The 24,319-nt window shown below is 60.6% G+C and carries 24 protein-coding genes and 1 pseudogene; 1 reads left to right on the top strand and 24 read right to left on the bottom strand.

Going from position 1 to position 24,319, the window contains the following annotated elements; translation table 11 throughout:
• From A3A5_RS0129465 to A3A5_RS0129390, 16 genes and pseudogenes are all read right to left on the bottom strand, one after another.
• Positions 1-195 (bottom strand): annotated as a pseudogene (locus A3A5_RS0129465) (IS5/IS1182 family transposase); the annotation flags it as partial.
• Between the two features lie 679 nt (positions 196-874).
• Positions 875-2,122, bottom strand: a complete 1,248-nt coding sequence (gene pilV / locus A3A5_RS0129460; protein WP_018314035.1) for a shufflon system plasmid conjugative transfer pilus tip adhesin PilV — start codon at positions 2,120-2,122, stop codon at positions 875-877.
• Positions 2,123-2,129: 7 nt separating this feature from the next.
• A complete protein-coding gene (locus A3A5_RS0129455; protein WP_018314034.1) occupies positions 2,130-2,609 on the bottom strand; it encodes a hypothetical protein in 480 nt (159 codons plus the stop codon).
• Between the two features lie 36 nt (positions 2,610-2,645).
• Positions 2,646-3,146 carry a type 4 pilus major pilin gene (locus A3A5_RS0129450; RefSeq protein ID WP_018314033.1) on the bottom strand — a complete coding sequence of 167 codons (501 nt, stop codon included), beginning with the start codon at positions 3,144-3,146 and terminating at the stop codon, positions 2,646-2,648.
• A 97-nt stretch (positions 3,147-3,243) separates the two neighbouring features.
• Positions 3,244-3,744, bottom strand: a complete 501-nt coding sequence (locus A3A5_RS0129445; RefSeq protein WP_012354557.1) for a prepilin type IV pili — start codon at positions 3,742-3,744, stop codon at positions 3,244-3,246.
• Between the two features lie 33 nt (positions 3,745-3,777).
• On the bottom strand, positions 3,778-4,818 hold the full coding sequence (locus A3A5_RS0129440; RefSeq protein ID WP_026201252.1) for a type II secretion system F family protein: 1,041 nt from the start codon (positions 4,816-4,818) through the stop codon (positions 3,778-3,780).
• Positions 4,815-6,620: a GspE/PulE family protein gene (locus A3A5_RS0129435; RefSeq protein ID WP_018314031.1), complete on the bottom strand. Its 1,806-nt coding sequence runs from the start codon at positions 6,618-6,620 to the stop codon at positions 4,815-4,817. The genes A3A5_RS0129440 and A3A5_RS0129435 overlap by 4 nt, the downstream gene beginning before the upstream one ends.
• Complete coding sequence (gene pilO2 / locus A3A5_RS0129430; RefSeq protein WP_018314030.1) at positions 6,617-7,858, bottom strand: type 4b pilus protein PilO2; 1,242 nt, start codon at positions 7,856-7,858, stop codon at positions 6,617-6,619. Before pilO2 ends, A3A5_RS0129435 begins: the two co-directional genes overlap by 4 nt.
• Before the next feature lie 3 nt (positions 7,859-7,861).
• Entirely contained in the window at positions 7,862-8,533 is a 672-nt protein-coding gene (pilP, locus tag A3A5_RS42265; protein ID WP_081624014.1) for a type IV pilus biogenesis protein PilP, read from the bottom strand.
• 15 nt (positions 8,534-8,548) lie between these two features.
• The gene (locus A3A5_RS0129420; RefSeq protein WP_018314028.1) at positions 8,549-10,219 is read right to left on the bottom strand and encodes a type II secretion system protein GspD; all 1,671 of its coding nucleotides are present in this window, start codon (positions 10,217-10,219) and stop codon (positions 8,549-8,551) included.
• Complete coding sequence (locus A3A5_RS0129415; RefSeq protein WP_232431481.1) at positions 10,216-10,671, bottom strand: toxin co-regulated pilus biosynthesis Q family protein; 456 nt, start codon at positions 10,669-10,671, stop codon at positions 10,216-10,218. Before A3A5_RS0129415 ends, A3A5_RS0129420 begins: the two co-directional genes overlap by 4 nt.
• A gap of 79 nt (positions 10,672-10,750) precedes the next feature.
• Positions 10,751-11,176 (bottom strand): lytic transglycosylase domain-containing protein, encoded by a 426-nt coding sequence (locus tag A3A5_RS0129410; protein ID WP_081624015.1) that lies wholly within the window; start codon positions 11,174-11,176, stop codon positions 10,751-10,753.
• Between the two features lie 41 nt (positions 11,177-11,217).
• A complete protein-coding gene (locus A3A5_RS43655; protein ID WP_157637316.1) occupies positions 11,218-12,336 on the bottom strand; it encodes a hypothetical protein in 1,119 nt (372 codons plus the stop codon).
• Positions 12,337-12,341: 5 nt separating this feature from the next.
• Positions 12,342-13,766, bottom strand: a complete 1,425-nt coding sequence (locus tag A3A5_RS0129400) for a TrbI/VirB10 family protein (RefSeq protein WP_018314024.1) — start codon at positions 13,764-13,766, stop codon at positions 12,342-12,344.
• An 8-nt stretch (positions 13,767-13,774) separates the two neighbouring features.
• Positions 13,775-14,614 carry a TrbG/VirB9 family P-type conjugative transfer protein gene (locus A3A5_RS39525; protein ID WP_081624013.1) on the bottom strand — a complete coding sequence of 280 codons (840 nt, stop codon included), beginning with the start codon at positions 14,612-14,614 and terminating at the stop codon, positions 13,775-13,777.
• 49 nt (positions 14,615-14,663) lie between these two features.
• Positions 14,664-15,377: a type IV secretion system protein gene (locus tag A3A5_RS0129390; RefSeq protein ID WP_018314022.1), complete on the bottom strand. Its 714-nt coding sequence runs from the start codon at positions 15,375-15,377 to the stop codon at positions 14,664-14,666.
• 330 nt (positions 15,378-15,707) lie between these two features.
• On the opposite strand from A3A5_RS0129390, the gene A3A5_RS0129385 reads away from it, so the two are divergent.
• Positions 15,708-16,421 carry a hypothetical protein gene (locus tag A3A5_RS0129385; protein ID WP_018314021.1) on the top strand — a complete coding sequence of 238 codons (714 nt, stop codon included), beginning with the start codon at positions 15,708-15,710 and terminating at the stop codon, positions 16,419-16,421.
• Between the two features lie 87 nt (positions 16,422-16,508).
• Here A3A5_RS0129385 and A3A5_RS0129380 read toward each other — a convergent pair whose 3' ends face one another.
• From A3A5_RS0129380 to A3A5_RS0129345, 8 genes are all read right to left on the bottom strand, one after another.
• Positions 16,509-17,918: a type IV secretion system protein gene (locus A3A5_RS0129380; protein ID WP_018314020.1), complete on the bottom strand. Its 1,410-nt coding sequence runs from the start codon at positions 17,916-17,918 to the stop codon at positions 16,509-16,511.
• A gap of 29 nt (positions 17,919-17,947) precedes the next feature.
• Positions 17,948-18,736 (bottom strand): hypothetical protein, encoded by a 789-nt coding sequence (locus A3A5_RS0129375; protein WP_018314019.1) that lies wholly within the window; start codon positions 18,734-18,736, stop codon positions 17,948-17,950.
• Positions 18,705-21,170, bottom strand: coding sequence for a VirB4 family type IV secretion system protein (locus A3A5_RS0129370; protein ID WP_157637315.1), 2,466 nt, complete (start codon positions 21,168-21,170; stop codon positions 18,705-18,707). The genes A3A5_RS0129375 and A3A5_RS0129370 overlap by 32 nt, the downstream gene beginning before the upstream one ends.
• Before the next feature lie 107 nt (positions 21,171-21,277).
• On the bottom strand, positions 21,278-21,604 hold the full coding sequence (locus A3A5_RS0129365; protein ID WP_018314017.1) for a hypothetical protein: 327 nt from the start codon (positions 21,602-21,604) through the stop codon (positions 21,278-21,280).
• An 18-nt stretch (positions 21,605-21,622) separates the two neighbouring features.
• Entirely contained in the window at positions 21,623-21,964 is a 342-nt protein-coding gene (locus tag A3A5_RS0129360) for a hypothetical protein (protein WP_157637314.1), read from the bottom strand.
• Positions 21,933-22,925, bottom strand: coding sequence for a CpaF family protein (locus A3A5_RS0129355; RefSeq protein ID WP_018314015.1), 993 nt, complete (start codon positions 22,923-22,925; stop codon positions 21,933-21,935). The genes A3A5_RS0129360 and A3A5_RS0129355 overlap by 32 nt, the downstream gene beginning before the upstream one ends.
• A 208-nt stretch (positions 22,926-23,133) precedes the next feature.
• A complete protein-coding gene (locus A3A5_RS0129350) occupies positions 23,134-23,766 on the bottom strand; it encodes a DUF4400 domain-containing protein (RefSeq protein ID WP_018314014.1) in 633 nt (210 codons plus the stop codon).
• A gap of 1 nt (position 23,767) precedes the next feature.
• Positions 23,768-24,310 carry a hypothetical protein gene (locus A3A5_RS0129345; protein WP_018314013.1) on the bottom strand — a complete coding sequence of 181 codons (543 nt, stop codon included), beginning with the start codon at positions 24,308-24,310 and terminating at the stop codon, positions 23,768-23,770.
• Positions 24,311-24,319: the final 9 nt, after the last annotated feature.

Raw genomic sequence — 24,319 nt, 5'->3', positions numbered from 1 at the left:
CACAAAGTACAGCCGCAGCATGCGTTCCAGGCCAATGGGCGGGCGCCCTCGTTTGCCCTTGGGGTAGTACGGCTCCAGTGCCTCCAGCAATCGAGCCCAGGGCACCACCTGCTCCATCTCACCCAGAAATTTCTCGCGCCGCGTAACGCGCTTCTTTCCCAGATACTCGGCACTAGCAAAACTGATTTGTTGCATCGGCGTAGCTCGCTGGTCGTCCTTAGTCTATCAACGCTTCACAGCTGCTCAACGTCGACACTCTCGTCGATTAAATCAGCCTTTCCCTAGAAACAAAGAACCCCGCAACGACGGGGTTCTTTGTCTCTCCAGCCCTGGGATCTCAATACTTGCAAACCTCGTGGTAGCTGGAGTCGGGATAATTCCCATTGCCAGGTGTTGAAGTCTTCCAGGCACCAAGGTAATAGCCGCGTGACTGCATATCAGCCTGGATAAGCGGCCACATCGCTTGTGGATCATGTACGATGGGTCCGGTATCCCAGGAAGTCCAAGTGCGTGCAACAGTGGGGTTGTTCGGGACGCCATCATAAACGGCGTATCCATATCCGTCGCATCCACCATCCGCACTGCAGTTACCACCCGGCCCAATCGCGATCATGAATTTCCAAAACTCGTAGCGACACACTAATGTTGGAGGCGGCGGGGGCGGGGGTGGGGGTGGCGGTGGCAAGTTTTGTCTGCAGTAGGCTAAGTTGGAGCCCTCCCGATTCGCCCAATAGTAATCGGTCGCACAATTGGCCACGGTCATCGGCGGCGCCGGAAAGCTAATCACCTCGGCGTGTGCCTCCTGCAGCAAAAGAATGCTTAATGCTAGCACTGCGTTTTCCGTGATCCTCATTTTTCCCATGAACGATTCCCCTCAGTATGAACAGCCAGTGGTTACAGTTCCGACGAGTTGGCCACCAATCGCGCCAACATCGTTACCGCTGTACCACGCTGCAGTTGAAACAGCGCTTGCCTGCGCGTACCAATGCGTGCCGTAGTCGTTCAGCCAGAAATAGACGCCCTGGATTGGCGGTAGCACGTTGCCACTGATATTGATCATTTGCTGCTTCGGCGTGTATAGCGCCCAAGCACTACCAGTTGGGCAGTTGTCTTTGGCAATCCACATTCCGTCCGTCACGTTCTCAATCTTTCGCGTGACAGTCATACTGCCGAGGGCGCTGTTCAGTGCGATGTATCGATTGCCCTTGCAAACGTAGCCAACGTTAGTAGCGCTGGTTGCAATCTGACCGTTGTTGCCGCACCAAAGCCCCTCGTAAATGTTCGCTACCGCAGTCCCTACCGACTGCCAGATGCCGCCGGAGCAGATCACGTGTCCAGTGCCGGTGGTGCTTCGACGCGACGACGTTTCGACGCCGCAAGCAGTACCAGGCGCCCCGGTACTCGTCAGGTAGGTATCGCCGCTACTGGTCAACGCCGTTGTCGCCGTGACCCGGGCTGCGTTACTGACGTCGTTGCCGCCCATGTCGATCGACGTCTGCATCCGATTGAGTTCCGGATGCCCCGGAACCTGCACCCGATATAGATAGCCGTTGTTGGCCTGCGCGCCGGTAAAGGCGAGCAACGACGCGAGCCGGCCGCTGCCAGGGTTCGTATAGTTGGCCAGCGGCACCTGCCATGCACCATATGCCCCGTAGGCTCGATTTGCCACCATGGTCGGGTCGCCATTCTGCCCGGCGTACGGTACGAAGCCCCCTTGCGCGCCTGCCTGCGCAGCGATCTGGACGAGCTGGCGAGTGTCGGTGATCGGTCGCCCGCCCTGCGACGTGACGAGCGCCTGCAGGTTGTTCGGCGTTGGCTGCAGGACCTGGAGCAGCCAGGTCTGGCCGAACACGTTGGTCGCCGAGAACCCGGCTGGCAGATAGCCGCCGTTGATCAGCATGGCCGGCGTAACGTTGACAGGGACGCTTGCAGTCGCCTGAGCAACCAGCGTGGCGGATTCGTCCTGCACGAACTGCAGGGCGGCCTTGTCGAAGACAAGCATCTGGCTCGCCGCGGCGGCGGTCTGCACGTTTGTCACGCCGGCCTTTGCCCACGTCGTAAAGCCGGCAAGGCTCAGCATCGATAGCATCAGCGCGACGAGATATCCGAGGATGGCTTCCATGCGTTTCTCAGGTGTTCAACTGGACCCAATTGACCAGCGCCCCAACGGGAATGGTTGCCGGCACGCTGTAAGCGACGCCGGTGGCAAGATTGACGGCCGTGCCCTGACTGCGGACCCGGAACCACGCGAGACTGCCCTCTGTGCTGCTGAGCAGCGCGCCGCTTGCGCCCGCTGAAACGCGCACATATCCGTAGACGTCGCGCCCGCCGCCCGGGTTGGCGACGGCCATGCATCCGGCACCAGCCGGGGCAACCATCCCTGATGGCAGCACTGGCGTCACGCTCGCACCGACCAGCCCCGGCGTTGCACCGGCGGTGGACACGCAAGCCGATCCGTATGCTTGCGCCTGCTGCGCCGTCACCGTCGCTACAGATTCCATGCGGCCAGCCATGCCGGCCCCAGTCGCTGCTTCGGATAGTTGCCGGCTTTGGGCAGCAATCCCGAGACAGAACAGGACGGTCGCGATCGGCAAGATGAGATAGCCCATGCCCTTCTCCTCAACCCTTGGTTGCCGCCTGGAACTTCACTGGAAGGTCAGGGTGAAACTGGCAGTCGTACTGCATGCGGCGCCGGCGGTGGCCTGGTCTGGCAGGTTCGCCTGCGTGAAGGTCGTAGTTCCGACGGCCAACGAGACGTAGTCGCGCAGCGAAGTTGCGGTGCTCACGCACTGCTTTGCCGTCTGCGCACCGCCGCCGCCGAACCGGATCACGCCCTGCGAGCCGCTGTTTGCGGCCGACAAGGTCACGGCATTCCCCCACGTGTCGACCAGGGTCGTGCCGCGCACCATGTCCGACGGAAACATTCCGCCGGTGATCATCGCCGGGATGTTGGCTGTGGTGAAGTTGGTGTAGCCGTTATTCCCCTGCGAAAATCCAGTGCGGGCATTTGTGATCAGCTGTGCGATGTTGGTGGCCACCACGCCAGCCTTGTGGCTCTGGAAACCGTTGTAGCCCGCGTATGCGATACCCACCAGTGCCAGCAGCCCGAGAACGATGGCGACGATGCGCCCGAGAATTCCATCCATGTCTTTTCCCCATTGTCCACGCCCAGATTTCGTCGCCTTCCACCGTGGACGTGATGCCGGTGGAAATCCGCCTCGTCGCTGTGAGCGCTTTGCCTGCTTACTGGAAGGTCAGGGTGAAGGTCGCTGTGGCGCTACAGGCAGCGCCGGCGGTGGCCTGGTCAGGCAGGTTGGTCTGGTTGAACGTGGTCGAGCCGACCGCCAGCGTCACGTAGTCCTTCAGGCCCAGTGCTGTGCTCACGCATTGTTTTGCCGTTTGGGCATTGCCACCGCCGAAGGTAATGACACCCTGGGACCCGTTGTTGGCGGCGGCCAGCGTGACCGCATTCCCCCAAGGGTCGACGAGCGCCGTGCCACGCACCATGTCCGAGGGAAACATGCCGCCAGTAATCATCGAAGCGATATTAGCGGTGGTGAAATTGGTATAGCCGTTGTTTCCCTGCGAGAACCCTGCACGCGCATTCGTGATCAGCTGCGTGATATTGGTTGCGACCACGCCGGCCTTGTGGCTCTGAAAGCCGTTGTACCCGGCATAGGCAATGCCAACGAGAGCCAGCAGACCCAACACGATGGCAACGATACGCCCAAGAATTCCGTCCATTTGATACTCCTTGTGAGATTGCGAAAGCGATTGTCAGAGTTTGTTCATCGAAGATGTGAGGATCTCCGAGAGCGAGTTCGAGCCAAGTTGCAGCACAACGAAGGCGAGGAACATCAGTCCGGTGAAGGTCGCCGACATCACCATCCCCTTCGCAAGCAGTTGCCGCTCGATGACTTCGGCGTTCTGCCGCACCGCCACCGTAATCTTCTCGGTGAAGTCGTCAAAGCCCGCATACGCGCCGATTTCATCGATCAGATCCAGCGAAGGAAAGCCGTTCCCGGTCTGCCGCATGGCTTCCGCGAGGTCCAGGCCATCGGCCAGGCCGAGTCGAATCGGCCTCAAGCGTGAGGCCAGCCATGGCGATGCCGTCCCGATCTGGCCCTCCAGCGCTGCAATGTCAGGCACTTTCGCCCGCAGCAGCGCGACGAACGACATCAGCCAGCTGAAACCGGTGATCTCGCGGTACACCGTGAACGGAAACACATGCTGGTCAAAGAATCGCCTGCCCGGCCCGGCCCACCTCGGCAACGCCCACCAGCTCCAGCCGGCGTAGGCACCGAGGCTGCCAAAGATCACCGGCGCCGGCCATCCCACAGCCAGCTGGCCCATTCCGTACATGGCATATGCCCATCCTGTCCACTTATCGATCGACAGCACATCGGTGAACTGCGGCACGATGTAGCCGCCGATCAGCAGCAGGACGACATATAGCGTGACCAGGTACACAGCGGGCGCGAAGAAGCTAGCCTGCAGCTTCTGGCGCAGGCGCGTCGTCAGTTCGCGCACGTCCAGCACCAGGCGCATGGCGTCCGGCAGCTGTCCGGCCTTCTCGCCGGCGTCCAGCACGCTGCGTTCCAGATCACTGAGGCTCGTACCCATCGCCGCCATCAGCGTCTTGCCATCGCGCACCTGCCGACTGACTTCGTGCGCCGCCTCGGCGGCGCGCTTGCGGCCTCGCCGCGCTTGCCGCTCCCGGAAGTCCTCAATGACCTGGGCGAGAGTCAGCCCATTCTCCAACTGGCTCGAGGCCTGTTGATACAGGCGCCGGCGCATTGCCCAAGACAGTCCGCTCACAGCTTCTCCCGCATTGGAATAGCGTCTACGCTTCGCTCCGCATCGACAGGGCTCAGGCGGCCCGCCAGCACAAGGTCCATCGCGTGCGAGATCATGGGCTTGTCCGAACCCTCCCGGCGCCGATGATTGCGCCGCGCTGCCAATACGCCGTCGTTGATGCAATCCTGCATAAGCTGCTCGCAGGTCACGACAACTTCAGCTAGCGCCTGTTGACCAATGATTGCTTCGCCGTGGCAGTGATCGCAGCCCGCGCCGCGCACTCGGACTTCCGAGAGATCGCCCCAGGTTCGCATCGCACTGAGCATGTAATCCGGCAGTGGTTCTGGGGCCTTGTCCAGCTCCACAGAGCATTTCGAACACAGCAGCGGCACAATCCGCTGCGCGATGAGGCCGATGATCTGGTTGTGATTGGCGATCACCTCCATCGCCAAGCGAACATGGTCCAGCATCACCAGTCGCGAGAACGTCTCGAACGGGTCGGTCACGTGCAGCGTGGTGAGCACCTGGTGGCCGGTCGCCGCCGCCTGCAGTGTCGCGATCGCTTCCTCGACACCGCGGATTTCGCCCAGCAGCACAGCATCCGGGTCCATCCGCAGCGTCATGCGCAACATTTCCGGGAACCGCTCGCTTTCCGTGGTGAGCTGGATCGCCCAGTCCATCGGGTACTCGGTCGGATTCTCGATCGTGATGAGCCGCTTCTCCGGGAAAAGGCGTGCCTGATGCCGCGTGCACTCAAAGAGCGTCGTGGTCTTTCCGCTCCCGGTCGGACCGGTCACGATGATCACGCCCATGGGACGCCGCAGCAGCTGCGCGATGAGTTCCACTTGCAGTTGCGTGTAGCCCATCTGGCCGAGCTTGAATTCGCCGCCCGGCGCTTTCGGCGAGCGCAGTTCGAGCCGTTTGGTCGCGTCGACCGCGTCCGCCTTCAGTGCGCCCTCGTGGTGCTCCCGATACTGCAGCCGCGCTACAAGAAAGCCGCCACCACTCTCCACCGGGTAAGCGGGCCCGCGCACGATCCGTACACTCGAAAGCCCGGTGCCCGGCAGCGCGTCGCCGGCGATCTGCGCGTCTTGCACGTCCAGCGGGTTATAGGTGGCGGCCTTCACCGTGGCGAGGCCCGTGTACATCGCGCGGATCAGGCGTTCACCCTCCTCGCGGCGCATCGATAGCGCGGAGACCGTGCGCAGGTCTCCCTTGATCCGTACCTGAATCTCGGTGTGGTGCTCGCGAACCAGGATGTGAATGTCCGAGGCGATCAGGGCGGCGCAATCCGCAATCAGCCGGCGCGCGAGCGTCAGGGTCTGCAGGTCGGTATCCTGCAGTTGACCGGAACCGCGCTGCTGGCGCAACACCGCAAGCTCCTGCGCGGACACCTTGCGCAGTTGGGGCGCGGCGCCGCTGCGCCGCAGCTTGGCTTCCCAAGTGAGCAGCCGCGGCGTGCCGAAATGCCGGGCATCCACATAGATATCGCAACCGTGCACAGCCAGCACCTGCTGCACGTTGTCATCGGTCAGGCCCAGTTCCTTGGCGACATCTTCCACATGCAGGCCGCTTTCCGCGGCGCGCTGGCGAAGCGCCGATGCCTGGTCGGCAGTCAGGTGGTTCAGGTTGAAGGCGACACGGTCAAAGGTGGCGGGCAGGTTACGCGGGTATAGGATATGCGGCTCAAGCACCTCCGGAGGCTTCGGCAACGCCAGGGCATCGGACTTCACAGACGGCTCGGCGCGCGCCGCAAGTGCGGCGACCCCTGCCGAGGTGTTGCGTGGACTGCGCCACAGGCGCGATATGGTCTTGACCATCATTGACTCCCAGCGGGCGGCACTGCGCCGTCCCGCATTGCGTACAGTTTTCCTGTGCCCTTCCATGACTGGGCGGCTGCTTCGTAGCTGACTTCGGTCAGGCGCAGGCCTGCCACGCCATCCAACCCCTCGCCCGCACCCAGCCACGGCGGGGCACCAAAGCCCATGTCCGTGGTCATGGCGAGCCAAGGATCGACCGGGGTGTTGCCGTCTGCCGGCAGCAGTGGGGGCGGAGAGGTCAACTGCAAACTCACGCCGTTACCCTGTGCGTACGTCCACATCGACCGCTGCGCGGCGGCTGTCGCACTGACCGCGCGCGAGGAAGGCAGGAATGCCGCCGGCGCATTCGCCGTCGCCGTCGCTTGATTGCCGTCCGTGGAAAGCGCTCCGGGAGCATTGGCAGCCAAGCCGCCCTCACGCTTCCACGTGGTTTCGATCGTCAGGGTGGTCGACGTGGCCGGCTTGCAGCGCCAGCTGGAGAGCGTCCAGCCAGCCTCCGCTAGGCCCTGCCGGTCCCAGGCGCGGCGGCAGGCCTGCAGGAAGGCGGTCGGCGTCGCTTCTTCGACCCAAGGTATGGCCCGCTGCCGTGCGGCCTCATTGGCGCGTTGCGCGGCGGCGATGGCGCGCTGTCGCATCAACTGCGCCTCGCGCTCAGCCTCCTGCTGTTGGTCGTACCAGTACCAGCCTCCGACGAGAAGCGCGACCACGCCGATTGCCGCAGCCACCGCATAGGACGTCGACTTCCAAGGGCCGGTCAGCACGTCCCGCATGGGCGACACGCCCTTTGCAGCGCGCGTCATGTTGGCGAGATCCCGTATCGTCCCTTCAACATCCGTCCAATCCCCAAGGGCGCGATGCCGCTCCCGGATCGGTTCCAGTTCCTCCAGGGTGCCCACCCGGTCGCCACCGGCAATAACGGCCTGACCCTGCCGGACGGCGATGTACCAGTAGAGGCTGCCCTGCAGGTGGAAGAGTCCCCTCCATGGCTGGCGGTGCTGGCCGGCAACGATTGCGGCGAGCGGTTTCAGCCCGCCCGGCTTTGCGCCGGCGATCGCTTCGCAGAATCCGGTCTGGATGGCCCCTTCCGCGCTTTGATGCACCACGCCCCAGCGGACGGTCCGACCGAGTTCCAGCGCACGTGCGCGTAGGACACCCTGGCTCGGTTGCTCTTCCTCGTGTTGCCAGGTCAGCCCGATGGTGAAGCTGCCCTTCAGTCCGGGGAATGACAGGATCTCAGCCATCGCTCAAGGCCTCAGCGTGCGCACGCGCTTGCCGTTGGCAAGCTTCACCCCACCGTCATCGATGCTGACGACCTTCCAGCCACCATCCAGCGTGTCGCCAGCGTGGACCGGAATGGTTCGACCGCTGACATCCACAACCGCGGTGTAGTGACCATCGAACGCGCGAAGCGACACCACGCGAGGCGCCTCCGGCGCGATGCGCGGCGCGCGCTCTGCCACGCCGCCAGCCGGCATCGGACCGGCCAGCGAAATCGATGGCGCGCCGCCCCCCGGCGCCGCGCCGGCAGGGGACGCGATCAGCGAATCCTCCGCCCGCTTCACCTCTGCCTTGTACTTGGCGATCTCGGCGCGCGCCTTCCACAGTGCCAATTGAGACTGCAAGGCGGCAAGTTCCGGTGCGTCAGTGGGGCGCGACGGCTGGGCTGTCTCGACAGTGGGCGCCGTGGTGGCTGTAGGAGCCACATTCCCGGTCGCTGAAGTAGCAGAGGGCGACGGCAACGAGGGCGCAGTGCCCTGCGTATTCGCCGGACTACCCCCGGCCGAGGCAATCGCTGCGGCCACAGGGTTCGACATCGGCGACGCCGCATTGGCAGGGATGGCAGCCGAGAGGCCGACGGTAGCGACAATCGCCAGGGCGGCAGGGGTCCAACGATGATTGAATGCGCGATTCTGCATGGAATTGTCTCTGGGTTACAGCAAGCGGGCCGAGATCATGATGGCGATGACCGTGTCTCCCTTGAGGGCACCGACGCCACCGCCCAGCGCCGCCATCCACGGCTCGCCGACGCCGTTGTTGGTCGTAGCCGCCTTCTGGTTGCGCAGGCCTGTGAGCACCAGCGATTCACCGGGCTTCAAGGTGATCGACTGCGTGAACCGGTTGGTCGGCATGGTGCGCAGCTGTACACTGGTTTGGTTCGCATCTCCGCCTGAATTGAAGCGCTGCAGGGGCAGCAGATCCGACAGCGTCATGTCGAAGTTCATCAGAATCCGGCCATCGACAACCTTGGGCAGGAAGTTGCTGGTAAAGCCGTAGGTCACGGTTCCGGTCTGGATGGAACTGGTGGAACCGACGTTGGCAGCCAGCGTCGTCTGCGACTGTGCGACATAGTCCTGCAGCGTGGCCGTCTGCAGGGCCAGGACCTTGCCGTTTTGCGTCACGCCCGAGCGCGAAACCACCTGCGACACGTTGCCGAGCGTGGAGAGCGCCTGCACGACGGCCTTGCTGCCGGCGAAAGGACCACTCATGATCGTCGCGCCCAAGTTCATCGGGGTGGCACTACCTGAAATCGTCGGCGTGCTGACGGAACTGAACGCGACGCCGGCCTGGCCAGCGGAACTTTGGTAGGCAAGCGACAGGTTCAGCCCGTAGTTGTCCTCACGCGTGACGCGGACTTCGTAGACCTGCACATCGATGGCCACCTGCTTGCCGTACATGGCGGCGAGGCTCTTGACGAACTGTTCGATGCGATCGCACTGCACCGGATCGCCTGTCACGGTCAGGGTGCCAAGGTTCTTGTCGACCACGACTTCGGCGCTGGCGCCAGCGACGGCCTTGGCAGTCGCCTGGAGGGTCTCCCACGGCTTCATATCGACCGACATGCTCATCGACTGGCCGCTACGGCCGCCGCTTCCGCCTGCACTGCCGCCGTTCCCGCCGGCGCCGGCCATGCCCCCGGAGCTGCTGTCCGACGTGGTGATCGAACCGGTCATGGACGAGGCATCCGCGAGGCTCGGCAGCATGAAGGTCCGGGTTTCCGTCCGGAAGAACGACACCGTGCCGTCGTTGTAACGCGACCAGACACCAAAGTGCGCCTCGACGGCATCGAGGAAACCCTTGAAGTTGCCTTTGTACCGGAGGGTCAAGGGCATGGTGCTCGCCATGCCGGCACTCTGGCCCGATGCAGACGCGCCGGCCAACGGGGCGGCGAGGTCAACGCGCGGCGTGCCGCCCATCGGAATGGGTCCGGTCGGCCTCGACCCGGCGGCGGGCTGCGTAGGTGCCGAACCGCCCGTCGCTGACGCAATGGCAGAGGCGTCCACGATCGCCCGCACGCCGACACTCTGTGCGATCCAGTTCGCGGCTTCGGTCAATGACCCAAGCGTGCCATCGAACGCCGTGTATTTGTTGTAAATGTCCGGCTGCGGCTTGCTGGCGCGGATCTTCTCACCCATCAGCCAGGCGCCCTCATGCACTCGGAACACCGGACGGCTGCGAGGCGCATCGGCGTATGCGGCGTGCGCCTCGTTGCCGATCGCGTTCTGTACATTGCGCGTTTCCATCACACCGCAGCCCGACAGCAGCGTGGCGGCCGCCACAGCGGACGCGGTGTAGCGCGCCGCATTGCTCTTCATCATCATCATTGGACCATCCCGTTTTGGCTGATAATCACCGTGCGATTGCCGCGCCAGCTATCCCCCACCACGTCGGCGCCGTTATTGGCCAGCTCCTCCACCACACGCTTGACTGCGCTTTCGAAGTCGCTGCCGTAGTCCTTGTCGCCGGGCACGATCCAGCCGTCCGGAACGTTCCAGGCGACCGTCCACCCGGCACGGCTCGCCCAGTTCTGAAGCTGCTGTTGAAGCGCCTCCCCTTTGACCAGTCGGAACACGACACCGGCTGCCGGCGCGACGTTGGGCACGGCGGTGCTGGTCAAGCTCGGCGCCGCGCCAACGGATGGCGTGTTGGCGGCCAGCAATGTCGGGCTGACGGCGGCCTTGGCAGTCTTGGCGCCATTTGGCGCCTGCAGTTGCTGCCAGCCGTCGTTCGACAGCTGCGAGGCATGCACAGCCGGCACAAGGATCAGGCCGCTCACCAGTGATGCTGCGGCGACGGCAAAGCGAACGGTTCGGTTGGATTGGCACATAGCTATGCGTTCGATTGAGGTGAAGGAACTACCGCAAGGCGGCGCGCTGCAGCGCCTGCCACCGCGCATGAATCTGGTTGGCGTAGCGCAACTGCTTGTCGGGTGAGGATGCGTTGTAGGCCCCGACCGCCTTCCACGTTGGTCCGAAGCGTTGGATGTTCTCGCGCAGAATCCACGCGCCAACGTAGGCATTGATGCATCCATCAAACAGGTGGGCGCGTGTGATCCCATACCTGCCCAGGCGCGCCAGGTGGGTCGAGTTGATCTGCATGAGGCCGATATCCTCTGAACCGTTTGCATTGCGGTTGGTGACCCATGGCCGCAGGCCCGACTCCTGCATCGCGATGCTTCGGAGCAAGGAAGGGCTGACCCCATGAAACAACGCGGCATCGTCGAGGCAGTCGGCGCTGGCCACGCCGATCCACGCGAGCGTACCGATGATGGCAATCGCCACGCCCCCGAGGCTTCGGCCGATGGCAGGTGCGATGGGCGGCGTCACGACGAGCTGCCTGCGCGGTCGCTAAAGCGGACCGACCGGGAACGCGTGACCGTCACTTCGAAGCCGTCCGCGTCCACGACGAAGGTTTCCCCTATTCCATTGACGCGGTAGTAGCGGCCCTTCTGCTGACCCTTCACGATCCTTCCGTCAACTCGCACCGTCACCTTCTTGGTCCCATCGCCAACGCGCAGATACGTATTCCCTCGCTCGGAGAAGACCTGGTCGAGCCCCGCCGCGTTCTCGCCCGGGAAGTGAAAGGTGTCCGCAACTTCCCGCGTAACGATCGCACTAGAGCGCCCATCCCGGACCAGGAATGTAGGCGAGGGGTCGATCGTCATGACACCCGTGCGATCGTCCCAGGAGGACGACAGGCGCTTTCCAGTCTCGGTCACAAACTGAATACCGCCGCTCGGTCGCACCGGGAAGCGGATCTGGATTGAGCCATTGGCGCCTTCGCGAATGCCATCGGCGCCAAAAGCCTTAGCCAAATATGAGACGTCGGAACCATCTCGATTCTCGCTCGCTGCCGGTGCGGCACCCTCTCGTGAGGCAGGCCGACCCGGGACTGCCGCCGATCGGTCCGCACCAGACCGCAAGTCCCCTGCACCATCATTACTTGAATCCTTGGTGACCGCGTCGGTGGAGGTTGCGCCGGCAGGCTTGAACGATGAGTTCCCATCCGGCAGCAAATCACGTCGAGGCACGGCATCGCCCGCCCGCGGTTGATGAAGCGGGGATGCTGCCTGATACCGGCTTTGCGTTGGGCCGTAAGCGGGCTCACTGGCGGGGCCGGAGGGCAGCCCAATGTGTTTTACCTGAAGCGAGATCGATCCGATCCGAGCTACGAAGGACTCAGGGATACCGGGCAGACGCAGGTATGGACCGTCCGCGGTGGCACCTGCTACCTGCGTTCGCGCACTGCCCGAGGGCTGAATGTATGTGTTCTCGCCGTCGTTGAACACGAGTGTCGGCCGCACATTTGCCGGCCCATCAATTCGATAGCCGAAGTCAAGCGCCGCCGCGGCGTGAGCCGTATGCAGGCCGAAAGCGAGGCTCGACAGGAGAAGGCACCGCATGCTCCACGACACGATGCCACTTTCAATGTTCACTCGCATTGACGTTACCTCCGGTAATACTGTGTAAGTGCCAGGTCGTTCCGGACCATGAATATGAACTCCGTGCCGCCAGAACGCGAAAGCGTTGGAGGGATATCCTTGTTCCTATTCAGCAAGGTCGAGACCACTTGCTGCAGCGTCTGGGCGAAGATAGTCCCGCCCAGTTGGCTTGTCCCCAAGCCTTGATTTACCGTCACGTTCTGCTGACTCTTATCCAGCAGCAAGGTCGCGGCTCCGACCACCATCGCACTGCTAAACATCTTCCAGAAGTGGTTGTTGACGTCGCTCTCGAGGCCGCTCGTGCCATCCATCTCAGCGCCCGAGGTCCCCGACAGATCGATCCACGATCCGTCCGGTCGAATGAGCCGTGTAATCGCGATCAGGACACGGTTATGACCAACCTTGACGTCGTGGTTGTAGCTCCCCGTGAGCGTGGAGCCCTTCGGAATCAAGAGAACACGACCGGTAAAGGTGTCGTAGATGTCGCTCGTCACCATTGCCTTCACACTGCCCGGATTGTCTGTATCGAGGCCCGTGAGAAGCACAGAACGCACAGGCGTTCCTTCACTGACAATGGGCATGGTCGGTGCCGCGTGCATCTTCGTCGGGGTGCCAGCACCACTCTTCTGCGAGTTCAGCCACTGATCTTGCTGGGAAGCGTTGCTAATTGGACCAAGAGCGCTCCCCGCAGCTGCACCCTGCCCGCCAAAACTGGTTGACATTTGCAATACGCGGTCCATCTGCCGGTCGGCTGACGCTTGACTAGCCTTCATCTGTTCGGAAAAGCTCTGTGCGAGCTGGTGGGCCGCCGATTGCGGACCACCTGGACGGCCGCCATCGTCAGAACGAAGCACTTGAACTTCGTTCGACTGCAAAGGGGACGCTGCAATGGTTGCTTCCTTCTCTGCCTTCTCTTTGGCCTCCTGTTTAGCAGCCGCTTCAGCGGCGGCTGCGGCTTGAGAGACCGCTTGATTTGTGGCGCTAGCCGGACCTGCGTTGGTCGCAAACCCGCCTTGCCCGGTTCCTATCGCCGCCGTGGCGGCGGCGTTAGGGTCAGCGCGGCCCTGCCCAGCGGCCGCCGACGCAGCAGCTTGCTTGCGTTCCTGTTCCGCCTGCGCCTCTGCGGCCTTCGCTCCGCTCAGCACAGTGGCGCCGGCTGTCTCTGACGGTGTAAGCGTTTCCACGTTTCTGCGACGTCCCGCCGGTGCATCCGGCCCGCCGTACAGGTAGTAGAGACCTCCGCCGAGGAGCAACACCACAAGGAGGAACCCGGCAGTCTTCCCCTTCTTCCGCTTCCCGCGAGTGAGTTCCTCGACCGCTTCTCGTTCCGGCTCCTGCACTGAGTTCCGCATGTCATCCCGGTCTACCCGGCGACGTGATGGGTTCTCAGCTTCGAAGGGCAAGTCCTGATCCTGAATATCGTCGGACATGGTCAGCCTCAGTTATCAAGGCCGCTGCTGCTGGAGCCGACGTTCCACCAGCGTTTGATACGATCCGATTCGACGGAAACTTCCTTGTCATTCAGCTTCAACATGAAGCGGTCACCAACGCGGTCGGCGATGATGAAGTTCCCGTCGACTCGCGTAACGATAAGCTGGAGGCGCTTCTGGTCATCGGGAATGAAAACGGCGGGCATGTCCTGGACGTTCGGAAGGCGGAAGAAGGTCTTCTTTCCGTCATCGAAGACGTCAATCGGACGAAATGGAGCATCTCCGCTCAGTTTGTACCCGTAGCGGAACGACGTCGGATCAAGCGGCGCCGTCAAGATCTGCGCGTCGAGACGGCGCTTCTCCGCGATAAAGCTCTCGGCCTGTAGCTGAGCTTTGAGCTGGACTTCCCTCGCCTCCTCGGGATACATGAAGCTCGCCTGTTGATAGAACTTTCCGCCCGGCTGCGACGCGACAAGGAAAAATTCGTACGTGCGCTTGTTCGTGACAAGCGTGAGCGATGTAGAGATTCCGGATCGTACCGGCTTCACAAAGAGGTGCGTTGGACCGCCGCTGATCCGCCATTGAATCGTGTCACCCAATGCAGGCTTCTCGGTGACTCCTTCGCCAGCCTCAAGCCGGATGTGCGTCGAGACTCCCGCTTGCGTCAGGAGCGTGAACACGGCGTCCTGACTATAGGTAAAAGTAACGATGCGATTATCAAACGGCGAAGGGACAGGGGCGTCGGCCGGATTGCGATAAGCACTTTCCGCGGCATGAACCATGGCCGCTGCGCCAAGGAGCGCCGAAATCAGGATCACGCGAACGGACGAGCGGACCGAATTATTCATACTGAGAAGCCCTATTGGCGATCTTCAGCTGCGCGTAGCGCAGCCGCGATCATTTTTCCTGGTTGACGTTGAAGCTCTTGACGTAGATGCCGCCCGGATTGATCTTGACCTGTTCGATCGTCGTCGGTGGAATTCGCACGAACGTGATAGTCATTGCCCAAGTCGTGACCTTAGGCGACGAGCCCGGCGCGAGAAGCTCTGTGAGGTTGAATCGGATGATGAGCGTGTCATCAGTGATCCAATTCGCCGTCAGTCGATTAAAGGTCTGCCGCATTTGCGGGTTGTCGTGCAGCCTCGAATAGGGATTCAATCTTTTTACCAGCGCAGTCAACTGGTCCGTCGCGTTCCCAACGGTCATCTTTCCAGCGAGACTCAGGTTTCCGTCAATCGTCGAGGCGTTGATGTCGTAGATGTTGTTGATCCATCCCGACAGGAAGTACTCGACGGCTGCGTGGTCGGCCACATACGAAGATGGGCCACCGAGTTCGGCTGTTTGGCGGCCGGCGTTATCCTCGCGCACAACCACGGTCTGAATGGTCTTCAATGGGAGAAAGAGGATCCAGGCGATCCCGTTCATGAAGTGCAAAACGGCAAGAAAGACCACGGCCAAGAACCAGCGGTTGCCCGTGATACGCTCCATCTCGCCGCGAGCGAAGTATTTGCGGACGGCCGATTCTCGGATCGGTCCGGGCGTGTACGGAGGAACCGAAGGTCCTTGGGACGACTCGGGCTGCTCAGCGGCCTGTTTGCGGAGTATCTTCATGCCACGTATTTTCCTAACGCGTGTCGTGCGCCAGGACATGAATGCGCGTGGCAATCCGAGGGTTTTCTGGGTGCTAACTGTCTGCTTGCGATTTGGTGCGCCGCGTATTAGATGCGACCGCCCGTGACACGACCGAACAGGTAAGACCTTGTATAACCGGAAATTTCCGGTTCTTTCAGGGCGAAGTTTGGCAAGCGGAGGCGTCCAGTGAATCCACGAGATGAGTGTCTTGCCCACTGCTTCCGACTTGCTACCTGGCCACGAGGCGATATGATTACGCCAAGCTGCGGGAGGTATCCGCGCGCATCATCAACCAGCATCGGGGTCGTAATGTCCATCATTACTGTAGTTCCAGAGAATCGTGCCCGCCTCCAGCGTTACGTGTACTTGTACGGCGCGATGAAGGCTCTCGCTAGGCCGGACGAGACTGCCATGCGCTATTTCTCGCCAGGTGAGCAGATCCTGACCATTGAGGATGTGAACGGCATCGTCACTATCAAGTATCGAAGCAAGGCCGCTCTCATCCAGTATTCCGGGCTGGTCATCCAAGCTTGGAAGCACGTCGCATCCTCGATTGAAATTCCCTTCCTCCGGCACGTGACGCCGGACGGAACGATGGTAGTGGGCAATCCGAACGCACTGCCCGAAGACTACGCAGCTAAGGTCGATCCAGAAACTCTCTTTCGCGGGGACGTGTATCCGAAGGACGGCCCGCGAACTCTATCGCTCGGGATGGTGCTCGGCGCCCTCCACGTCCCTGCTCTCCCATATCCGCTGGCAAAGGACGCGCCAGAGCTCGTTGGTACGCACATCGGCGGAATGGGCTGGCAGAGCGGCGTTGTGGTCATCGAGTGGAACTCCGTCGAGGCCTTCTTAGCTTTCGGCTACATCGCTATGTATGCGTGGCGTGTCGCCGGCAACGATCCGCGGCCAGGGACCATCCGACACGTGCTTCCAGATGGAACTACGATCGAGTGCAACCTCTGGGACGAGGACCCGTGGAAGACAGTTGTCGGCGTCATCAATAAGCAGATCGCAGGATAGCTTCTCGCACAAGTCCTCACTTGGAAGGTACAACGCCCCCAATATGCTTTGGGGGCGTTCTTTTCTCATCAGACACGAACTGTCCGATCACCGTACTCGCCGCTGCCAGCCATCGCCGAGGTCCTCCCACTGCCCACCGTCGCCACGAGGTCCACCCGGGTTCGTGCTACCACTAGGTTCGCCGGTGTCTCCGCCGCTAGGGCCACTCAACTGCGGTGTGCCGCTGTAGGAGCCAGCATCATTCGCACTTGGCCCCCCTACTTGCGGTGCCGCACTAAACGAGCCTGACTCGCTAGTCACCGACGGTCCGCTCATGCCGCCACCGCCACCCGAACCGTCACCTCCGCCACCTGCCGCTGCTGAACCGCTTTGACCGGCGTCTCCCTTGTCGCCGTCTTTGCCCTTATCGCTTCCCTTTGCATGCTCCGCCAAAGATGCCGCAGCGGCACCCATGGCCACCGCTGCACGAGTGAAGCTGGCGTGTCCGATTGCACCGCCGCCTATAAGGCCGTGGGCGATTTGAGGAATCTGCTTGAAGAGGTGCGTTAAGACCCACGTGATGCCAAGCAGGCCAAATAGGCCCGCAAACGACACGCCGGCCGACGAGTCCAGCGATGCAGGGTTTACGCTCGAAATTTGATCCTGCGCTGAGGTGAGCATCGATGAAACCAGCGACAGAATCACGCTAATGATCATTTGGTACGCAGAGGCGCCCAAAAGGAACTTCAGCCACTGCCGGAAGAACCCCGCCGACCATTTGCATACCGCGCACGCAACGAACAGCGGCCCTACTGCGACACCGATCGCGACCATAACGATCCCAGTCAGTAGAACACCGACCAGTTCTCCAATAGCGACGACCGCCACCACTAGGGCAATAATGAGGATCAGCGAGCCGAAGATAAGTTGGAGGGCAATACCTACCGTCCAACTCCAGATATTTATGCACCCCAGGCCTTGGAACAGTGCCTTTACCGACGATGCAAAAACATTGAACATCTGCTGAGCGAACGAGGCCAGCGCAGACGACGCTGTTGACGATCCGGTCGCCGCCTGGGTGAACGAGCTAAGAATTCCTTGCAGGCCGCCACTCGTTCCCACCAGCGCTGCGTATGACCCCAAGCAAGCGGCGACGATCGCCGCCGGGATCAGAGAACCGACCGCGATCCCCATGAAACTATCGCCGCTCCCAGCGAGGGAGTCCAAAATTCCCCAGAGGAAGTAGGAAAGCGCGAGAACCCCAGCAAGCGTCAGCGCGATAGGGGTGGCGCTCGACGCCATCGAGTTCGCCTTAGAGGAGATCGTTGACTGCGCGCTATTGATTGGCGAAAGGATGATGTTCGCGACGTTCTTAACCCCATCCCAGTTGGCCGTGTCGCCCGCAGTCAGCGGGGAGCAGCTCGATGACGAGCCTTCAGCGTAGCTGCTGACCGGCATGACCAGAATAAGGGACAACGCGAACATCACGATGCTTCGGGTCCAAAAGAGCTTGATCATGCCACTTTTCTCTCGCAATCGCGGCGCACTTAATAGCCCAGGATCTTCGTGGCACCAGGTACGCCACTAACGCTGTTTGCCGCCTTCTGGGCCATATCGCTTGCGTTATTGTGCAACTGCATCGATGACTGCGAGTTTGCAGCTTCAATCGAATCCTTATAGGCAGCTTGGCGCACCAGCGTTTGGATGCCTTGCAGCGTCGCCTGGTTGATCTCAGACAGGTTGTCGAGGGAGGCGTTCGTTATCGCGATGGAGTCGTTTGTGCCAAGAGCCCCCGTGTTCTGGGATGCAATGACCTGGCGCTTCTGCATCGTCTTTTGAAGCTCTTTCGACATGTTTGTGTAGTTCGCGATAAGCGACGTGGCGTTCTGCTGGCCTGCGGCCGATTGATTTGCGAGATTCTGCACATAATTCGTGAAGCTTCCCGCCGTAGGGTTGGCTGCGTACTGCGACATCACCCCCTGGACAAAGTTACTTTGCCCCCCCAATTGCTTGATAAGCGTAGCATCGACGTCCCACTGCGCCATCAAGCTCGAGATAGTCTGTCCCGTATCGGCGATAGAGCCAATGCCGGACACACTTTTGACTGTGTTGCTGGCGTTCTTGATCGAGTTCGCCAGCATTTGAACGTCTCGCACAGCAGCCTGGATGGCAAGTTGCTCCTGCGCCACGGCGTGGACTACTTGCTGGATGTTCTGGGCGAAATTCGACGGGTCGAAGACAATCCCGCCCCCTCCCGCAAAGGCCGGAGTTGCGGCCCCGGACAGGGTGAGAATTGCAAGAGTCTTACGCAGCTTGCGCATCGGTACCTTCATCATTTTCGGGTTCCTGGTCATAGTCCACACGTTTCATAGTCGCGGCTTCTGCAAGGTAGTCGTCGCGCCAGCTTGGATTACTGCTCTCCGTCGACTTGTGTCGGTTGAACACCGTCTGCAGATGCTTCTCAGATCGAAGGTAGTTCAGCACTTCCGGCGTGAAGACCGTCTGAACAACCCGGGTGAAGTTGTCTTGCACAAACATATACTCGAGCCGTGGCCGCAGACGGCCGACCCGGTTGATCTGCGTATCACTCAACCCAAAGTTCTTTTTGTAGAACTCGCGGTGCGACTCAACCTTCTTGTTGTACATCAGGATCGTAGTCTTGATGTTGTCGATTAGGTCCTCGCGCGCCGGTCCATTTATCGAGCCAGGGCTTTGTACCGTGAGCCAAACAAAAGCGTTCTTTTTTCGGAAAGTTTTTAGCCAGTCGCCGATCTTCTTAGCGAACGTTTCCACCTGCAGCAAGAAGGACGCTTCTTCCAGATAGATGAACGTCGGCCGCCCATCTAGCGACATGTCAATGCTTCGAAATGCATACTCCATGAACATCTCGAAGAGTCGGGGAATGGCGGCCAGTTCCTTCATCTCGATCGCAGTCCACGCTTCCAGTTGGAAATCGTTTTCCTCGTTGTCGAAGATTCCGTAGGGCCGATCATGCAGCCATTCACCAAGGGCCTCAGACATCCGTGGCGGACAGAGCGCATGGAACGTTGAGATCGTTCGCGAGTTGAGGAAGTGCTCGTCATACATGTTGCCCAAGATCCGGTCGATTTCCTCGCGATCCTCGGACTGAACCGCATACCCTGAGAGTTCGAGCATACGGATGAGAAACTCACGAACCCAAACACGGCTGAAGTCAGAGCCATCATCCAGCATGAACGGGTTCAGCCGTAACGAGCCGGCCTTGTAGTCGAGATACTTTCCGCCATGCAGGAAGGTGGTGATTTTTGCGGATGCGTCGCGATCAAAGATGAAGGTGTTGACATCGCCGTACTTCTGAAATTGCGAAAGGCAGAAGTTCACGAACGTTGTTTTCCCCGACTCAGTTGGTGCGATCAAAATGGCGTGACCAACCTGCCCGACGTGTGGGACCCACCGATACTGGCAACCATAGCTGTCGATGAAGACGGCATGAGGCGGAGTCCGTTGTTTCTGCACCTCGGAGAAGTGCGCGTGAATCCGAGGGCCTGGATTCATGGTGTAGATCGGAGCCAGGTCCGCGACGTTGTCCACGTGCAGCAAATGAAATCTAGCTTGCCACTGCCAGTTCCCTGGGAGCATGGCTGCATAGCTCGGACCTAGATTCTCTCTCTCGCGCAGCGTGAGAAGTCGCTTGAGAGAGAACAGCCGTGCAACGTTAGTGCAACGCCGCTCGAGACCCTCTCGACTTCGATCAAAAACCATGACGGAGAGGTTGTAAAACGCAGCATTTGGCCCGCCCCCCGTAAGGCGTTTTAGCGCAGCGTCCGCGTCAGCAACGAGCTCGGCTTTTCCTGGAGCGGCTTCCGGCTTTCTTCCTGTTGCCTTCGACATGATGGTCGTGCCCAGGGAGTGCTGGGTCATCTTGAGGAAGTTGCGAACCTCTGTCAGTTCCTTCTCGCTGGCCTCCTTCCCCAAGCATCGCACTGTCTGCGAGACGATAAGCTCGTTGTCGGATCGGAGCAGGTTCTCCAGCAGCATCGGATTGGAGTAGGTTGGCCATTGTTTGGCACCGTACACTGCGGCGTACCGGTCTCCGCGGTTTCCGGTGAACCGGATGACGTCCGCCCCCACGACGACCGAGTCTGCCGGCAGCCATCCGTCCAGCATGGCGTAGTCTGGCCGCTCAACGACGTCATACTCGCTCGCCGGATTCACGATCTGGAACAGCGCTCGGTCAAGCTGACGCTCATGCAAACGGTTAAAGGACAAGGCGGGTGTGGAGCCAACGAACGCCGAAAGGATCTGCTCGAACGCCTTCCAATTCATCTCGAGCTGTCGCCGATCACGCGCGAGCCCCGCTGCAGTGGACACCGAGCCGTTCATTGCCTTGAGATACGCCATCGGCCCCGAAATCTGCTCTTCGGATTCGATATGGCGAGCCCTGTCCATCACGCCATCAACGCCCGTGTTCCCCGTGTAGAGCACAAAGAGCCAGTGTTTCATCTGGTAGAACGAGCCATTCCTAAACGGGCGTGCGTACGCTTCGTCTACGCGGCGGGCGACTTCATTCTTAAAGGTTTGCTTGAGGTAGCTATACGCCTTACTCCGTTTGGTAGTGAACCACAGAGTGATGCGCTCGTCGAAGTTCGCGTTGATCGCGCGTTGAAGCTCCTCGACCGCGCGATTGACCAACTCGTCGTCGATGTTGTCAGGATCGAGTCCCGAGAACTCGAAGCCCGCCAACAAGGAGCCATCCTTGTTCAGGATGACGTTGTCCGTGATGTAGGTCATCCAGGGGAGCAGCTCCTGGAGGGGGCGCTCCTCTTCCTTGGCCAGGTATAGAGGTGTGAACGGTTCAGCCGACTTTGCCATTACAGTGATCTATCGATTCTGCCCGACTAGCACCGAAAGTCACGGCCGAAGCCCTTCGGACGTTGCCCTCGCCCCAGCAGAGTCTCGCGGGGCCATGGGTGGTATCGGTCAGCCATCTGGTTGTAGTTCTTCCGGATCGCGGTTGAGAAGAGATCGTGACGAAACTGATTCTTGTAATAGGCCTGCGCGACAAATGCGGCGACGACCGGGATGAACGTCGCCCACCAATGCCACTGATACGCCAGGTATCCGACGACAAAGCCCGACCCGTAAATGACGGCCGTGTGTGCACCGCTCAGCCCGCCCGACATCTTTGGGTTCACGATTGCATGGATGATGGGACTTGTACGCATGCCCACTGAATCTTCTCGTTAGAGAGTGCACTGGGAGTTCAAGCCCAATTGCGCGATGACGGTGACAGCAATACTCGCAATGACGGTCGGGACTCCAATCTTCACGGTCAGGTCTGCCATGTCGTTCTTGTTCGTATAGTGGGCGACGGCCCACAGGAGAACAGCGGAGACCGCTACGATGGCCACGATAGCCTTCAGGATCTGCGGGATGATGCACAGGCCCGACATGTTCGGCGCTCCCTGCGCCATCGCCGACTGGCTCACCAAAAACACCGTAACAAACACGGCAGCTTGCACCGACGGCAAGCGGGACACTTTACGGACGCCATTAGCAAAGCGATTCGACAACGTATTTTCCATGCTCAACTCCTTTGACACGAACGATTTCACCAACGCGACGGACGTAACGAAACTTCCCGTCCTCTCTTTGTTGCACCGACCGCGTGACGTGCACACATACGTGCACGGCGCGGGCGATGTAGCCACGAACTGCCTCCGGCGACAGGCTTGCATCCGGCGGCAGACTCATCTGATACAGCATCTCCAACGCGTACAGCATGTCCTCTGCAGAACTCGCGTGTACGGTACTTAGCGATCCGTCGTGCCCCGAGTTGAAAGCACGGATCAAATCAAACGTTTCCGAACCGCGGGTCTCGCCGAGAATCAGCCGGTCCGGCCGAGCACGCAGTGTGTGCTGTACGGCGAGCTGCGCAGTCACACCTTTCGACGCATTTGTCAGTAGGCGGACGTGGTGCTTTAGGCCGGGCTCCAACTCGAGTGAGTCCTCCACCGATATCACGCGCTCGTACGCGGGAATGCGCATGCACAGGCCGTTGGCGAGCGTTGTCTTCCCGCTGCCTGTCGGGCCGCCCACCATGATGTTTTTCTTATCCGTCACGAACAGGCTGATCAGCAGATCGGCCTGCTCCGAGGTCAGCATTCCGCGCTCGACAAGCTGGCCGAGGTTCGGGCGCTCCCCTTCTTGTTGATGCTTTCGGATACAGAGGGACGGCCCACCATGCGATGCCGGCGCGAGTGCACCCGCTATACGTAGGTTCTCCACCGACGCGGAGATGAACGTTTTTGGTGTGTTCGCTGCCACGGTCTCATTGACCAGTTTGCCTAGAGCTACGATCGCGCTCTCGATCTGCACATCCTTGAGGCCGGCGTCGTCGATGAAGAGCATTTCGCCAGCACGCTCTGCGAATACGCTGCCGCCAGGATTCACCATGACTTCGTTGACCGCCACATCTTCGAAAAGGTGGTTCAACGGCGCCAAGTTCTTCCTGAGCACTTCCATCACGTGAGCCTTGACGCTCATCTTTCCCCCATGCGAGCTGAATTCAATCTTTGGAGGATTCTCGGATGCTGAGCCGGCGTAGCTAGATTAAAAAGGTCCAGTGAAGAGCCTGCCTTTCGGTTTTTCGGCTTCGGCGGCTTCGGCGGCTCAGAATGCGAAAGGCCGTGCCGCGACGAGGGTGGTCGCGCACGGCCAATCGATGGGTGCTCCTTTTGCGGGATTGAGAGGATCAGGTGCGGCTCTGAAAGCTGCCGACGGTCAACCAGGTCATGAGGCCCAAACCAACGAATAGGCTCGAAATGATCCAGTGGCTCAGAGGCCACGGGATAAATGGAACAAAGAAGAGCCATCCGATGAAGATTGCCGCTGCCGAGCCGCTGATAGTGAATCCGAGGGGGTTATAGAGGCCGAACTCGCTTCGTTTCACAGATCGGACGACCAGACCATCGACGACGCTAGGGAGGAAGATGCCCAGAAGGCCCACAACGTAGAACGGCCAGAATGCAGCCCACCTCCAGAGTACCCGGTACAGGTAGCGCCACACACGCCCCATATATCCGTCCATCAGCGAGCCCGCCCACGCAAAGCCCTTGTAGCCTGACGCTTGCGCACTTCGGTAGTCGCTGGTAGTGAGATGGACCATCCCAGTGTTGACAATCCAAGATTGGAAAGCGCCTGAGGCGCTATCGGTGATCGCCTGTACGTCTGGCCGGCAACTCGCGACAAACTCGACCTCTGAAGGTGCAATCAGAAAACTCTCCTCCTGCATGAATATCGGGCAGATAAGGAGCGTGAGAATCGGCGCAACGATCCACCAGAAGTAGACTTTTCCGGCGAAAGGATTGTCTCTGATCTTGCCCATGTCAGATCCCAGATTCTTTTGCGTGCGACATCACGTGGCGCACTACGCGCCGAGCGATCGGCTCAGGCATCAGCCTTGCCGCGAGTAGTACGGTGGATTCGTCCCGATTCTTCGTTGCGCCATCGTTTACCGGTCGGGCTGAGACGGAGATCTCGCCTTCAGCATTCCGGAGGACGAAGGACTGAAGCGATTCCCTCAAAGGATCCCAAGATATCGCCCCATCGACGACACGAGCTTCAACGCTCAAATCGAAAACGTCCGTAGCTCGACGCAGGAGTGCGACGAGATACGCGACCATCGCCTCCATATCGCCGTGCTGTTCGGTCGCTCGATATGCCGAGACGGCGTCGATTAGGCAGTCGCGCAAAAGCGGGCCGTCCTGCCCAGGCAAAGCGCTGCTCAAATGCGCGGCCAGGCCGTCCGAAGCGGATTCGAGTAAAGCATGTTCGAGCCAGATATCGCGTGCCTTCGGAAAAAGCATGCTGTCTCGTGCAACCCTGGACATCGCCACCGGCGCCACCATTTTTTTTACAATTTCTGTCATCTGGCAATT

The organism is Cupriavidus sp. UYPR2.512, from assembly GCF_000379565.1.
In the GTDB taxonomy this organism is placed as follows: Bacteria; Pseudomonadota; Gammaproteobacteria; order Burkholderiales; family Burkholderiaceae; genus Cupriavidus.
This window is presented reverse-complemented; position numbering and strand designations above follow the sequence as displayed.